Raw genomic sequence first — 13,547 nt, 5'->3', positions numbered from 1 at the left:
TGTTTTAAGATACTGGAGGTTTTCTTACATGACCCATTTAACAGGAAGCTACAATGGATGGCTTGTCTTTCTGTCAATCGCAGTCGCCGCTGTCGCCTCCTACTCAGCTCTTCATTTAGCCAGCCGAGTGGCACAGTCAAGCAGTGCAAAGAAAAAGGTATGGCTGATCGTTGGTGCCTTGATCATGGGAATGGGGATATGGTCGATGCATTTTATTGGCATGATGGCATTTCACGTGCGTGCTGGCATCACATATGAAACACCCTTGCTCATTTTATCGATCTTGGCATCTTTTGCCGGGTCCTTGATCGCATTCACAATATGCATTCAAGAGCAGCTCTCCACAAGACGGCTGCTCATTAGTTCAATCACCATGGGCTCAGCTATTTGCAGCATGCATTATCTTGGAATGGAATCAATGGCCAATGTCTCCATCAGCTATGATCCAGTCCTCTTTTTTCTTTCGTTTGTCATTGCTGCGATAGCGTCTTTCTTTTCGCTTCATCTCTTTTTTCGGCTCCATCGATCCGGGAAAAAACAGGAGGATCATCTATTAAAAATAGCTGGTGCACTCGTGATGGGCGGGGCTGTTTCTGGGATGCATTATACCGGTATGGCTGCTTCTACTATGTTTTTTCATTCAGACGGACAGTCCTCTGGGGGTGGTTCTCTTGAATTATCACCATTCAGTCTGTCGATTTTCATCGGCCTTATGACACTGATTGTCCAAACACTGATGATTTTTGGTGCCTATATCGATCACCGAATCATGAAGCAGGCAGATAAGCTAAAGGAAAATGAACAGCGGTTCCAATCGCTCATCAAACATAATATCGATGGCATTATCGTGTTATCGGTCAATCGAAAGGTGCTTTCTGCGAACGACTCAGGTAAACAAATCCTAAAAATGTGCAATTCTTGGATTGGTGACGATGTTAGCCAATACGTCATGCCAACTGACATGTGGGAAGAATTTATTTGCGAGTCAAAAAAAGCCATCACGCGTGAAGCAGAACTAAAAGCAGCAGATCGCTTTTATTATTATCATGTCACTTACATACCTGTTCATGTCAACAATACGCTTGACAGTATTTATCTTGTCTTAAAAGATTTAACGCAGCAGCGGATTGCAGAAAAAGAAATTCATGTCATGGCACATTATGATGCATTAACTGAGCTTCCTAATCGGCGCCATGCCATCAACCATTTAAGTGATGTTCTCTCGGCTCAAGAAGAGACAGGAACATCGACAGCTGTTCTGTTTCTTGATTTAAATCGTTTTAAAATTATTAATGATGCACTTGGTCATAACATAGGGGACTTACTTCTTAAAGCAGCTGCAAACAGACTGACACAATGTTTACCAGACAACGGCTTTATAGCAAGACTAGGCGGAGATGAATTTTTAATGATCTTTCCTGACATGGGGCATGACACACAGAAAATTGAACAGCTTTCTCAAAATATCATTCGTCAATTTGAGCGTCCTTTTTTCATCCAGAATCATCAGCTCATTACATCTATCAGCATTGGAATCGCTATCTCACCTCAGAATGGCAAAGATGGGATGGAATTAATGAGGAAAGCCGATATGGCGATGTATTTATCCAAAAAACATAAGCAAAGCCGTTATGAGTTTTTCACCGAATCAATGGAAAGATCAAGTGAAGACAGATTGAACCGAGAGCTTGAGTTACGGGATGCGATTCAAAGAGAACAGTTTGTGCTTCATTACCAGCCGCAAGTCAGTGCGAAAACAAGACAGATGACTGGCGTAGAAGCTCTTCTAAGAATGAAAGCACCAGATGGCTCGTTAAAATCACCTGAGGCTTTTATTGAGCTGGCAGAGGAATCAGGGCTGATCATTGATATTGGCAGATGGGTCATTGATACCGCGTGCAGGCAGGCTAAGACGTGGTATGATAACGGGCTGAAAATTCCTGTGGCTGTCAATTTATCTGCGAAACAATTTAATTCTGAAGACTTAATTGATTTGATTAAGCTGACATTAAAAAAATACGATCTGACACCGTCACTGCTTGAGCTTGAAGTCACAGAAAGTATGACAATGGACAATATTAAGCAATCAAAACAGGTGCTGACGTCACTGAAACACCTGGGCGTCCGCATTAGTATTGATGATTTTGGTACAGGGCATAGCTCCTTAAGCTATTTAAAGGATTTGCCCATTCATCGACTGAAAATCGACAAATCCTTCATTGAAGATATTTTACATGATTCGAAATCCGAACAGATTACAGGTGCCATTATCGCGATGGGACATCAACTTTCTCTTGAGGTCATAGCAGAAGGTGTTGAAACCTTTGCGCAGGCGCAGCTTTTATCTGCGCAAGGATGTGACGACCTGCAAGGCTTTTATTATGCAAAGCCTCTTCCAGCAAACGATATCGAAAAATTCATTGCCTATCCAGCGCATCAGCTGGACACATAAAAAAGGTGCCAATCATGGCACCTTTTCGTTCTATCTAAATAATAAATGTTGACTGTGAATACCTGCTTTTTTCAATAGACTAATCAATTGTTCTTGTTCTTCTCGCGAGAGGCCTGAGAAGGCACGCGCAATCCGCAGAGAATGAATCGGGTAAATCTTATCAAGATAACTGCGCCCTTTATCTGTTAAATGGGCATAAACCGACCGTTTATCCTTTGGGTCCTGCTCTCTTTCAATAAAACCATTTCGTTCTAATTTGTCAATTACGTACGTCACATTCCCGCTGACAAGCAGGAGTCTTGAGCCGATTTGCTGAAGTTTTTGAGCACCTCTTGTATACAGCAATTCAAGAACCGCAAATTCAGTTGGATTAAATCCATGCTCTTTGCTGTCTCTAATGCTGTGTTCTGAAACGCTTTTAAATGCTCTTGCAAATACCTTGTAAAGTGTCATTGCACGTTCTACTTCTTCTTCATTAAACGATAGTCTCATCACATATCTACCTCTTATAATATTTTTTTAACTTCAAGGCTTTCTTGCGGTGCAGTTGGAGCCTTTCGTAAAAAATAGAAGTACGTTTTTGAAAACCCTTTCAACCACATAAGTGACTCCATTCGTGTTATGTATAAGATTTCGATATAAACTTTTAAAATCCTTCTTATTTTTCACAACCATCTCGAAAAAAAGGTTTTTTAGCAAACCATCAAGATACGACATGGTTTAACATAATCTGTAAAGACTCTATGTTTTCTCACACTGCATTCGTCAAATTTCTACAAAATTCAATATTGCTATAATATTAAACAAAAAAGAACCCCTTATGTGACATGCGCACATTTCAAGGGGATTTTCACAAATCACGCTCTGTTTTGTTGAAAAAGAAGTGATACTCTTTTTTTAAGTCACTAATTGTCATGTTCTTGGCCGCACTAGGACTGTACACGCCCAATGAACAGAGCTGCTTCGTATAGTAATATCTTTCCTTTGCTAAAGCTTCTGTTAAGATACGCCGCACCGATTATCCCCTCCTATCAATTGATCTGGACTAGGTGCTTATGAAGACCTTTTATACAAATCATTTTGTACGGCTCTTAGAAGAGCATGTGCATTCTGACCTGCCGCCTGCATGAATCGCTCCAGTAATTCATCCCTCTTTATATCTAATGCGATGATTTCTTTTGCCATACAGATGATCCGTGTTTGCTCCATCATATGCTCCTCCTCCTATTTCAACTCATCATCATTATATGCATGCGCAGCAATCATTTCACATCTGTTGTCAACTTTCCTTCCATCGTTTTTCATTTTTATGTTTTTATGTTATATTTTCTAACAAACGATGTTTTTTTTCGTTTTCATTCTGTATAATATGAAGAAAAAACTTGCAGGGGTGAGTATATGACGCAGGAAGATGTATCATATAAAGATAAAAAAGTCATTTCAATCGGGATTGTCAGTGAATTAACAGGGCTATCCGTCAGGCAAATCCGATATTATGAGGAACGCAGCCTCATCTACCCCCAGCGCTCAACAAGAGGCACGCGTAAATATTCTTTTTCTGATGTAGAACGTTTAATGGATATCGCCAACAAACGAGAAGACGGTGTGCAAACAGCGGAGATTTTGAAAGACATGAAGAAAAAAGAACAGGCATTAAAAAGCGGACAATATAAGAAAAAAATGCTGGAAGGTCAAATTAACGCACACTTCCGGTACAAAAATCGATAAACAAATAAAGTATTGCTGACTCTTTTAGGCTTTTTGGTCATGGCTTCATGAAAAAGAGACAGCTTTTTTGCTGTCTCCGTTCCATTTACGGCTTAGAGCTATTTTAGTTAGAGTATAGCTTTAATAGTTCTTGTGCTGGCTAACTATTTGTATTGTTCATGCCATTAACGCGTTATAAAATTCATTCACTGCTTTATCCCCTTATTTATTACTTATTCCAACAAACTTTCAACATTATCTTAATTTGAGCACAATGCCAAATCCTATTAAGTGAAATAAGCTATATAAGCAAGGAATCAGTTTAAATTTACTTTTTTCAGGCGGCGTTCAATAACATTTCATTCTAAGAACCAACACTCTATCAAATAACGTTTAGTATATTGTTAAGTGCAGTCGATCTAGCGTTCATCCATTCGTTCAGGAATCGAAACAGTTCGTTCATTGACCACATTCCCCGTGTTTAGCGTCGTTTTTGGTTCAATCAAGAGCAAATGAACTTCTTCTTCAGCAAATGGCTGATGTTCAATTCCTTTTGGAATCACAAGAAACTCCCCTTCATGAAGCGCTATTTCTCTATCCCTAAAACGGATGACTAGATTTCCTTTCCATACAAAGAACATTTCATCCTCGTCATCATGATGATGCCAAATGAATTCACCCTTAATTTTTACCATTTTCATGTATGAGTCGTTCAACTCTCCACTTATTCTAGGATTCCAATAATCATTTATTTGCGAAAATTTCTCTTGGATATTAACCTTTGAAATCAATAAATTCCCTCCTCATTTACTTGGAAACGTCTTTTTTTATCTTTCTTAAGCTAAAACTCCCTACCTTGCAAATTCTCCTCCTCATGATAAACATCAAGGGACACAATGAGCATCAACCTCTTATATTATTAAGTTTACTTATCCTATTGGATCACGTAAAATCAAAAAATAGTGTATAGTTCATCACAAATTGTGATGCAAAAAGGAGCATTATTTTGGATATTACATCTTTGGAGATATTTAAAGCAGTAGCTATTGAACAAAGCATTACAAAAGCTGCCGAGAAATTAAATTATGTGCAGTCGAATGTCACTGCACGAATCCAGCGTCTTGAACAAGAATTAGGTGTTCCTCTTTTCTATCGATATCACAAAAAGATATCCTTAACGCCTGCAGGGCGAGAACTGCTGCCATATGCAAACAAATTACTCTACAATTTTGAAGAAGCGATAGAGGCCGTAAAGCTTTCCTCTACTCCGCGAGGAACTTTGCACATTGGATCTATAGAGTCTACCGCTTCGACAAGATTGCCCAGCATTTTCGCAGCATATCACAAGACATTTTCACAAGTAGAATTAAGCATGAATATGGCACCTACTGTAGATCAGGTTCATGCTATTCTCAACTACAAGGTAGACGGTGCATTGGTTGATGGGCCCATTCTTCATCCCGACATTATTGAATATCCGGTATTAGAAGAATCCCTTGTTCTCATTACAAGCTACTCCCAGGAGGAATTCCAGGTAGAATCAATTTTACATGAACCATTGCTTTCGTCATTTGCGCATTGCATCTATTTGGGGCGTTGGCAACGATGGTTAGAGAGCAATGGCTTTGCTCCGATGAAGGTAATGGAATATGGCACTTTAGAGGGCGTGCTTAAATGCGTTGAAAACGGGCTAGGGGTTACCGTATTACCAAAATCTATGGTTGAATCTCGGATGCAAGGCAGATTTACCTGTCATCCTTTACCGGAACCACATAGAATCGTGCCCACTGTGTTTATAAGGCGTCGCGATTCGTACATGACTAGTGCCCTCTCACGTTTTATGGAATTATTGGGCATAACTCATATATGATCGGGTCATTTATGGTAAAAAAGAGGATAGATAGAGCGACATTCTTTCAGCTCTTCTATCCTTTTCAATAAAATCATTTTAGCTTTCATTGAGAGGAAGCGTCAGTTCCTTCAACGAGCCCTACAAAGTCAATCCGTACACCGCCTTTTTCAGGATCTTCTATGACCCGCATGGCCAGCGCCTTTTTCTCCCCTGTTTTTTCATCTTCGTAATTCGCATGAAAGACATGAATGCTGGCTTCTTCCAATTGAAAATCATCATAAGAAAGTGTCTCTATGCCCCATTCTTTTTTCATTTTTAGCATGTCATTCGGACTTGGGACAGCGCCTTCAACATAGATATTTTCTATTTTTCGTTTATTTCCTTCGCTAATAGCTTCAATCATATGCTCTGCTGCCACCAGTCTTCTGTCTTTCCCCTCGTCTTCTCTTGAACATGCACCTAGCAAAACAATGCACATTAAAATGAATAAAAACTTCTTCATTTTTCTCTCCCACCTTCTCCTTAAAATGTAAAGGATGGAAGCGCTATATGCAATCTTTATTCAAAAAAGACTGTAAAACGTCACGTTTTACAGTCTTCATGCTACATCAGTGTATGAAGGAATGCTGTTGCAATTCCAAAATAGATCAGTAAGGATAAAATATCATTCAATGTTGTGATCAGCGGCCCAGATGCAATGGCCGGGTCCACATTTAATCTGTGTAAAATAATCGGCACGACCGTACCTGCCATTGTCCCAATAATCAGTGTTGCAAGCAGCGAAGAACCGACAACAAAACCTAAAATCATATTGCCCTGCCACACCATTGCGACAACTGTAATAATAATGGAACAAACAATCCCAATGTAAATACTCGTTCTCAGCTCTCTAAAAATAAGGCGCATAATGGTTTTTTTCGTTAATTCTTCTTTTGAGAGCCCTCTAATGACGACGGCAAGAGACTGTGTCCCTGTATTACCTGTCATCCCGGCAATCATCGGCATGAAGAACGCTAAAGCAACAACTTGCTGAAGGGTATCTTCAAAATAATTTAAAATACTGCCTGAAATCAGCCCAATGAACAAGAGCAAAATGAGCCACGGAAGACGGCGGTATGCCGCCACAAATGCCGGTGTGTCGAACGTGATATCTTTACCAGAGGCAGCAAACTTTTCATAGTCTTCGCCTGCCTCTTGAATCACAACATCAATGATATCATCAACTGTAACAATTCCAACTAGGACATTGTTCTCTTCCACAACAGGAATCGCAAGGAAATCATATCGTTCAATCAGCTTTGCGATTTCCTCCTGATCCTGAAAGGCTCCAACGGCAATGACTCTTGTAAACATGAGATCCTGTACCTTTTCATCCGGTTCACCTAAAATGAGATCCCGGTATGAGAGAACGCCTACAAGCTGTTTTTGATCATTAATCACATATAAATAGTTGATTGATTCCGCGATTTCAGCAAAGCTTTTCAGCTTCACAACTGCATCCTGTACTGTAAAATGCTGAGGAATCCAAACGTAACGGTTGGTCATGATCCGTCCCGCTGTCTCAGCAGGGTAATTCATAAGAAGCTGGACGGCCTTGGATTCCTCTGCTTCCATGTTAGATAATAGCTGATCCTTTAGCTCATCCTCCATCTCATCAAACAAGTTGGCTAGATCATCGTTATCCATTTTGTTTGTGACGAAGGTCGCTTTGTCTTTCCCTACTTTTTCAAGAACGATTTCTTGATATTCCCGCTCCAGCTCACCCATCATTTCTGTCACGTCATCGACTGGTAAAAAGCTGAGGAAGCGGCTACGGTGTTTCTCTGGAAGTTCTTTAAATAAGTAGGCCATATCATATGGCTGAAGTTCTTCCATAATGTTTTTAAATTCTTTTCGTTTTCCATCTCTTAGTAAAATAATGATGCGTAAAATGAGTTCATCGTACGTTATATTTTGTATCATCGCTGTTACCTCCCCAAAGTCAGGAGATACCCGAATCCCTTAGAATGTGCGGGGGTCAGGATCTCCTCTATCTGATGTCTCAATCTGATCTTTTGACATATTCTCTATGTGTCTCGAATCGGGATGATCCATCCCCACACCTCCTTTTCCCATAAAAAAACACCTTCAACCGAATGAAGGCGCTTTGTAAGCATGACAAATAAACACTTGCTCCTTCAATCGTAGAGCTTTAGCACTGTATGGCATAGGAAAAATCCAGCTGCATTAAAAATCACCTTATGTCGATGATTTCTGTTGACCCATTGGCGTCTTTGGACATTTTTGGGCAGCAGCGTATCTCCATACAGGAGCCTCACCTAACGAAGTCTCATATTGTTGACACACTGAGATTACAGAAAAAGCGCAGTGATGTCAATAAGCAAGATGCCAAGTTCCCTTATGTATTCGCTTACATTTCAAAAAAAGAGCGATAGACAAAGTAGACCATCGCCCTTTCATGTCTTTATTCCTCTTCTGGCTGATTCATATCCTCTTGGGAGAGGAGATGAAAGGAATCATGCAAAAACAAAGCATATCCTTCTCCGTCAGGATGCGGAACATATTCCGCATGGTCCATTGTTTGCTCTTCTTCTTTTTTCTTCATATTCTCTCGCCTCCTTTCCCGTAGTTTGTCCCAATGCAAAAACCTTACACATGAAAGTGTAAGGTTTCGTGATGGCTTAATCATCCCATTCTTGCTTTAGGATTTTGCCTGTTTTAGCGGAAATCTCAAAATCAACTTCCTCGCCTTTTGGTGTGGTGATTTCGACTTCATATAAGTACACACCATTTTCTTTATCTAAATCAGAATCTGTGACTGTTCCTTTTACTTTTGCAAGGGCAATTTGTTCAGCCTGCTTTTTAGTAATTTTCACATTCTGTTTCTTTTCTTTGACTGGATCGTTCAGCGCTTTTCCTGTTTTGGCATCGACATATACTTTATATTCAAAACCGCCTTTTTTAATCTCAACCTCATACACCCATTTTCCTTTTTTACGCTCAAGATCCACATCGTCCACATACCCTTTCACCACTTTTAGGGCAGCTTTTTCTGCTTGTTTCTTAGAGACAAACGAAGATTTCTTTTGCACCACTTGCTCCGCGTGTGCTGTTTGATTTGTATTTTGCGCTTGAAGTGTGAAACCACCTGCGACAAGAGTTCCTGTTAATGCTGTAGCTACTAGTACTTTTTTCATCATATTCATATCCTCCTCTATTTGATTTCTCCTTTATCTTAAAGAAACAAGATGATAAAGGAAGGAAAGAAACATGAGAAAATCATGAGAAAAGGATTAGTTTTCGTACGTAATTCCTTCAATATCTCCTGTATATGCGTTTACAAGTACCTCTGCCTCCCGCCCATCAGGCAAATCCAGCTCCACCTCAAATACGAGCATACCGCTAAATGTTTCAAGATCAGCATCATCCACTGTCCCTCCGACTTCTTTTACTGCAATTCGGATGGCTTCTTCGACCGTGATTTTTGTCATTTTCTTTTCTTTAGAGGTCGGGTTTTTCTTTTCTGCTTCAAGCACTTTAAACGTTTGCTTGTCAACATCGACTTGATATAATTCTTTTTTTGATTGGATTGTAAAGATATAACGATCGGACTTTTCTTTCTTTTGAATGACCGTACCGCTCACCTTTTTAACAGCCGCTTCTTCTGCTTGAAGCTCAGCATTTTTTTCATTTGGTTTTTGATAGCTCTTTATTTGTCTAATCTCTTTCATTTGACCGCTTGCGGAAGATGCAATGATTTGATAAATGCCATTTGCATTTTCCAGCGTCAATGTATAGTCCTGTTTATGATTGATTAAATCAATCTGTGTAATGTTTCCATTGTAGTCTTTTGCAATCATTTTTTTGATTTCTGCTTCACTTAATATTTTTTGATCAATGGTTTGAATCATGAGCATTGCAAAGGCCGCAAGAACGACGAGACATCCTGCGAGCGCAAGCACCATTTTCGTTTTTCTAGACATGCAGCGCCTCCTTCCTATTTCCTATTTTATAAGGAGGAAATGAGAAATTGATGAGAAAAGACCCATTTATTTTGAGAAAAGAATGGTCATGGTTGTCCCTTTGCCGATTCGGCTGTCTACCTTCAGCTCAGCTCCATGCTCTTCTGCAATTTGCTTCGCAATTGAAAGACCAAGACCTGTTCCGCCGGTCTCACTGTTTCTTGCTTCATCTACACGGAAAAAGCGGTCAAAGATTTTTGGGAGATCCTCTTCTTTTATGCCAATCCCATGGTCAATGACTGAAATAAACGGCTTCTCTCCTCTCCATCCGCAGGTCACATCAACTGGCTCTGTACTATATTTGACGGCATTATCAATCAAGATGGTCAAAAGCTGTTTGATTTTCTCTTCGTCTCCTTCCGCAATAAGCGGCTGATCTGTTTGCACACGAGATTGAATCGTTCGATTAGTGGCCACTTCAAGTGTATGGCAAAGCTGCTTGCACAAATGACCAAGATCAACTGGCTTCATATCCACATATAGCGGCTGACCATTTTTCGCCAGTGTCAGCAATTGATCTGTCAGTCTTTTCATTTTTTTCGCTTCATCATGTATCGCTTGGGAGGATTCTTCTATAACCTCTGGACGTGTTTGCCCCCAGCGCTTGAGTAAATTGCTGTAGCTCATAATGACCGTAATCGGCGTCTTCAACTCGTGTGAGGCATCATGCAGAAATTGCTGCTCTTTTTCATAATGCTTCTCGAGGATTTCTGACATTTCATTAAAGGTTTGGCCCATTTGATACAATTCATCCTTAGAATCGCCTGTTAATTCGATTCGTTTAAACGCCTTCTCCCTCATACTCGCCTTCATGGTACTCGTCATTCGACTAATCGGCCGGACGATTTGTTTTGTTAAAATATGGCCTGCAAAATAAGAAAGCACAATAATTAAAACACCCGCAGCAACTAAAATCATTTTTAATAACGCTAAGTTCTCTTCCGTATTTTCGATTTCTTCATATACTTGGAGCGACACAATCTCGCCATTTGTCCAAATAACCGGAATCGCAGCGAACGCAACCATATGCTTGTTGTATTCTTTGATTTCTGCTGTCTGCCCAGATTCATATGTAAAAGGCAGTGAACTAAACGTTGACTCCTTTGTGACAGTCAGCTTTGATTCACCCGTTTCTGTCACGACACGGATCATGCCATTTTGGGGCAGGTAGGCTTTCAGCAGCTCTGATGATGGAAGACCTTCTTCTTCTGATTTTTTTAAAGCAATGGCGATATTTTCAGCCACCTCAGACAGCCGGGACATATCTTTTTGCGTCAAGGTGATTGAAAAAATAAAATAAATGGCTGTATGGAATAAGAGCACCATTAAAAACAATGACAACGACGTATAAAGCTGGATCTTATTTTTTAATCTCATTCTTTATCCTTTCATCACATAACCCACACCTCTCACTGTGTGAATCAGCTGTTTTTCGAATGGGTAATCGACTTTTTTCCTTAAATAACGAATATAGACATCCACCACGTTCGTATCACCGAAATAATCAAAACCCCAAACAGCTGTTAAAAGCTGATCTCTTGTGAGCACTTGCTGCTGATGCTTCAGCAGGTGGACAAGCAGGTCATATTCTCTCGGCGTGAGTTCAAGCATTTGGCCTGCTCTTTGTATGTCTCTTGTTTTCTCGTTGACAGTCAAATCTGCTATGCTGAGCTCTGTCTCCTTCTCTTCTTGCTCGTTTATATTCAATCTGAGTTGCGCACGAATTCGCGCTAATAATTCTTCTATGTCAAAAGGCTTTGTAATATAATCATTCGCTCCAAGATCAAGTCCGCTTACCTTATCAGGCACACTATCTCTTGCTGTAATCAACATAATAGGTGTCGCTGTATTTGTCTTTCTAACTCTTCTCAGCACTTCAAGACCGCTTAATTCCGGCAGCATGACGTCAAGCAGCACCAGATCGAAGCTTTCTTCTTCAAGAGCCTGTAGTCCATCCATTCCTGTCTCTTTGACCGTCACCTCATACCCTTCATACTCAAGCTCTAGTGACAGCACCCTTGCAATTTTCTTTTCATCTTCGACTACGAGTATCTTCCCTTTGTTCATCTCTATCTCTCCTATCTAAAAGGCAAGCTTGTCTTTCCATTATTATATGTTGCCTTTTGCATTTGGAACAGACACAATCTTCACGTCTATTTTTTTATGAAGGAAACATTTATTTTTCAACAAAAACATTACACATCCTTTTCACATCGCATTTATTGCTTGATCTCATTGTTATGTAGTTTGCCTCTTTTAGTCCTTTTCACCCATTTTCCTCTAAACAGGTGCAAGCTCACTATGCAGCATTTCCTTCTTTTTCATATGATATCAAGAGTTTTCCTCAAAAGATGAGTTCTTTCGTCAAGATGTGAGAAGAACTGCACTTTTGATAATAGATTGATTATTTGAAAAATTATTACAATTGACCCTTTCCGATCAAAAGTTTCTTTTATACAATAACATTACGCAGCCTGAATCTACTTTGAAAACAAAATAAGGAGGGCTTTCTTATGAAAGGTGAAATTCGCTTAATTCCGTATGAAGTAAAAGCCAATGTGATGGAAGCGAAAGAGACGCCGGAAAGTATTCAGGAGATTAAAGCACCCGAACTTTGGTCAAGTGGCTTCAAAGGAAAAGGCATAACCATTGCTGTCCTTGATACAGGTTGCGACACGGAGCATCCCGACTTAAAAGATCAGATTATCGGAGGCAAAAACTTTACCGATGATGACAACGGAGATGCTGAAAATGTGAAAGACTATAACGGACATGGTACCCATGTAGCAGGAACGATTGCTGCTACAGATCAAAATGGTGGAATTTTAGGGGTTGCCCCTGAAGCAAAGCTGCTGATCGTGAAAGTTCTTGGCGGCGAAAATGGCAGCGGGAAATATGAATGGATCATTAACGGGATTAACTATGCCGCTGAGCAGAAGGTGGATATTATTTCTATGTCTCTCGGTGGTCCAAGCAATGAGCCCGCCTTACAGGAAGCCATTCAAAACGCGGTAAAAAGCGGAGTACTTGTTGTGTGCGCAGCAGGAAACGAAGGGGACGGAGACGAGCGTACGGAAGAGTTCTCCTACCCAGCAGCATACAATGAAGTCATTGCCGTCGGCTCTGTCTCCCTTGCAAGAGAATCCTCTGAATTCTCCAACGCCAATAAAGAAATCGACCTCGTCGCTCCAGGAGAAGACATTTTATCCACTCTCCCTAACCATAAATACGGCAGACTGACAGGCACCTCAATGGCCGCCCCACACGTAAGCGGTGCTCTAGCCATTATAAAAAATGCCGAGGAAGAAGCGTTCCAGCGCAAGCTGTCAGAGCCTGAGGTCTATGCTCAGCTTGTCAGAAGAACCCTGCCACTGAAGCAGTCGAAAGCCCTCGTTGGGAATGGATTTTTATATTTAACTGCACCTGATGTGCTTTTAGAAAAGACATTGGAAGCAGATCTTTTATCTCTATAACTTGAATAGAGGTCCTGAGAATAGATCGAATTTTCTCAGGA

At 40.4% G+C, this 13,547-nt stretch carries 15 protein-coding genes and 1 riboswitch; of the genes, 4 read left to right on the top strand and 11 right to left on the bottom strand.

Annotation, left to right across the window (positions count from 1 at the left end; all coding sequences use genetic code 11):
• The first annotated feature begins 28 nt into the window (after positions 1–28).
• Positions 29–2,452, top strand: coding sequence for an EAL domain-containing protein (locus MHI16_RS06700; RefSeq protein WP_058014172.1), 2,424 nt, complete (start codon positions 29–31; stop codon positions 2,450–2,452).
• A 30-nt stretch (positions 2,453–2,482) separates the two neighbouring features.
• On the opposite strand, the gene MHI16_RS06695 is transcribed toward MHI16_RS06700, so the two are convergent.
• The 3 genes from MHI16_RS06695 to MHI16_RS06685 all read right to left on the bottom strand — a co-directional run bounded on the left by MHI16_RS06695 (position 2,483) and on the right by MHI16_RS06685 (position 3,661).
• Positions 2,483–2,947: a MarR family transcriptional regulator gene (locus MHI16_RS06695; protein ID WP_144462220.1), complete on the bottom strand. Its 465-nt coding sequence runs from the start codon at positions 2,945–2,947 to the stop codon at positions 2,483–2,485.
• Positions 2,948–3,302: 355 nt separating this feature from the next.
• Positions 3,303–3,467 carry a hypothetical protein gene (locus tag MHI16_RS06690; RefSeq protein ID WP_058014174.1) on the bottom strand — a complete coding sequence of 55 codons (165 nt, stop codon included), beginning with the start codon at positions 3,465–3,467 and terminating at the stop codon, positions 3,303–3,305.
• Positions 3,468–3,505: 38 nt separating this feature from the next.
• Positions 3,506–3,661: a hypothetical protein gene (locus MHI16_RS06685; protein ID WP_200964041.1), complete on the bottom strand. Its 156-nt coding sequence runs from the start codon at positions 3,659–3,661 to the stop codon at positions 3,506–3,508.
• A 189-nt stretch (positions 3,662–3,850) separates the two neighbouring features.
• On the opposite strand from MHI16_RS06685, the gene MHI16_RS06680 reads away from it, so the two are divergent.
• On the top strand, positions 3,851–4,180 hold the full coding sequence (locus tag MHI16_RS06680; protein ID WP_058014175.1) for a MerR family transcriptional regulator: 330 nt from the start codon (positions 3,851–3,853) through the stop codon (positions 4,178–4,180).
• Positions 4,181–4,578: 398 nt separating this feature from the next.
• Here the strand turns inward: MHI16_RS06680 and MHI16_RS06675 are convergent, their stop codons facing one another.
• A complete protein-coding gene (locus tag MHI16_RS06675; RefSeq protein ID WP_081042290.1) occupies positions 4,579–4,950 on the bottom strand; it encodes a cupin domain-containing protein in 372 nt (123 codons plus the stop codon).
• A gap of 215 nt (positions 4,951–5,165) precedes the next feature.
• Between MHI16_RS06675 and MHI16_RS06670 the strand changes: the two genes are divergently transcribed.
• The gene (locus MHI16_RS06670; RefSeq protein ID WP_058014176.1) at positions 5,166–6,029 is read left to right on the top strand and encodes a LysR family transcriptional regulator; all 864 of its coding nucleotides are present in this window, start codon (positions 5,166–5,168) and stop codon (positions 6,027–6,029) included.
• Positions 6,030–6,114: 85 nt separating this feature from the next.
• Here MHI16_RS06670 and MHI16_RS06665 read toward each other — a convergent pair whose 3' ends face one another.
• From MHI16_RS06665 to MHI16_RS06635, 7 genes are all read right to left on the bottom strand, one after another.
• The gene (locus MHI16_RS06665; RefSeq protein ID WP_058014177.1) at positions 6,115–6,513 is read right to left on the bottom strand and encodes a hypothetical protein; all 399 of its coding nucleotides are present in this window, start codon (positions 6,511–6,513) and stop codon (positions 6,115–6,117) included.
• A 101-nt stretch (positions 6,514–6,614) separates the two neighbouring features.
• A complete protein-coding gene (mgtE, locus tag MHI16_RS06660) occupies positions 6,615–7,973 on the bottom strand; it encodes a magnesium transporter (protein ID WP_058014178.1) in 1,359 nt (452 codons plus the stop codon).
• A gap of 207 nt (positions 7,974–8,180) precedes the next feature.
• Positions 8,181–8,344: riboswitch (M-box (ykoK) riboswitch) on the bottom strand.
• A gap of 131 nt (positions 8,345–8,475) precedes the next feature.
• The gene (locus MHI16_RS06655; RefSeq protein WP_003212346.1) at positions 8,476–8,616 is read right to left on the bottom strand and encodes a hypothetical protein; all 141 of its coding nucleotides are present in this window, start codon (positions 8,614–8,616) and stop codon (positions 8,476–8,478) included.
• A 76-nt stretch (positions 8,617–8,692) separates the two neighbouring features.
• Positions 8,693–9,211: a PepSY domain-containing protein gene (locus tag MHI16_RS06650; RefSeq protein ID WP_058014180.1), complete on the bottom strand. Its 519-nt coding sequence runs from the start codon at positions 9,209–9,211 to the stop codon at positions 8,693–8,695.
• Between the two features lie 93 nt (positions 9,212–9,304).
• Positions 9,305–9,994, bottom strand: coding sequence for a PepSY domain-containing protein (locus MHI16_RS06645; RefSeq protein WP_058014181.1), 690 nt, complete (start codon positions 9,992–9,994; stop codon positions 9,305–9,307).
• 66 nt (positions 9,995–10,060) lie between these two features.
• Positions 10,061–11,410 carry an ATP-binding protein gene (locus MHI16_RS06640; RefSeq protein ID WP_058014182.1) on the bottom strand — a complete coding sequence of 450 codons (1,350 nt, stop codon included), beginning with the start codon at positions 11,408–11,410 and terminating at the stop codon, positions 10,061–10,063.
• A 3-nt stretch (positions 11,411–11,413) separates the two neighbouring features.
• Positions 11,414–12,100 (bottom strand): response regulator transcription factor, encoded by a 687-nt coding sequence (locus MHI16_RS06635; protein WP_058014183.1) that lies wholly within the window; start codon positions 12,098–12,100, stop codon positions 11,414–11,416.
• A gap of 446 nt (positions 12,101–12,546) precedes the next feature.
• Between MHI16_RS06635 and MHI16_RS06630 the strand changes: the two genes are divergently transcribed.
• Entirely contained in the window at positions 12,547–13,506 is a 960-nt protein-coding gene (locus MHI16_RS06630) for a S8 family peptidase (RefSeq protein WP_012009704.1), read from the top strand.
• The last annotated feature ends 41 nt before the right edge of the window (positions 13,507–13,547 follow it).

The organism is Bacillus sp. FSL K6-0923, from assembly GCF_038630825.1.
GTDB classification, from domain to species: domain Bacteria; phylum Bacillota; class Bacilli; order Bacillales; family Bacillaceae; genus Bacillus; species Bacillus pumilus.
The sequence above is the reverse complement of the archived record's forward strand: the minus strand, read 5'-3'. Positions and strand labels throughout refer to the sequence as shown.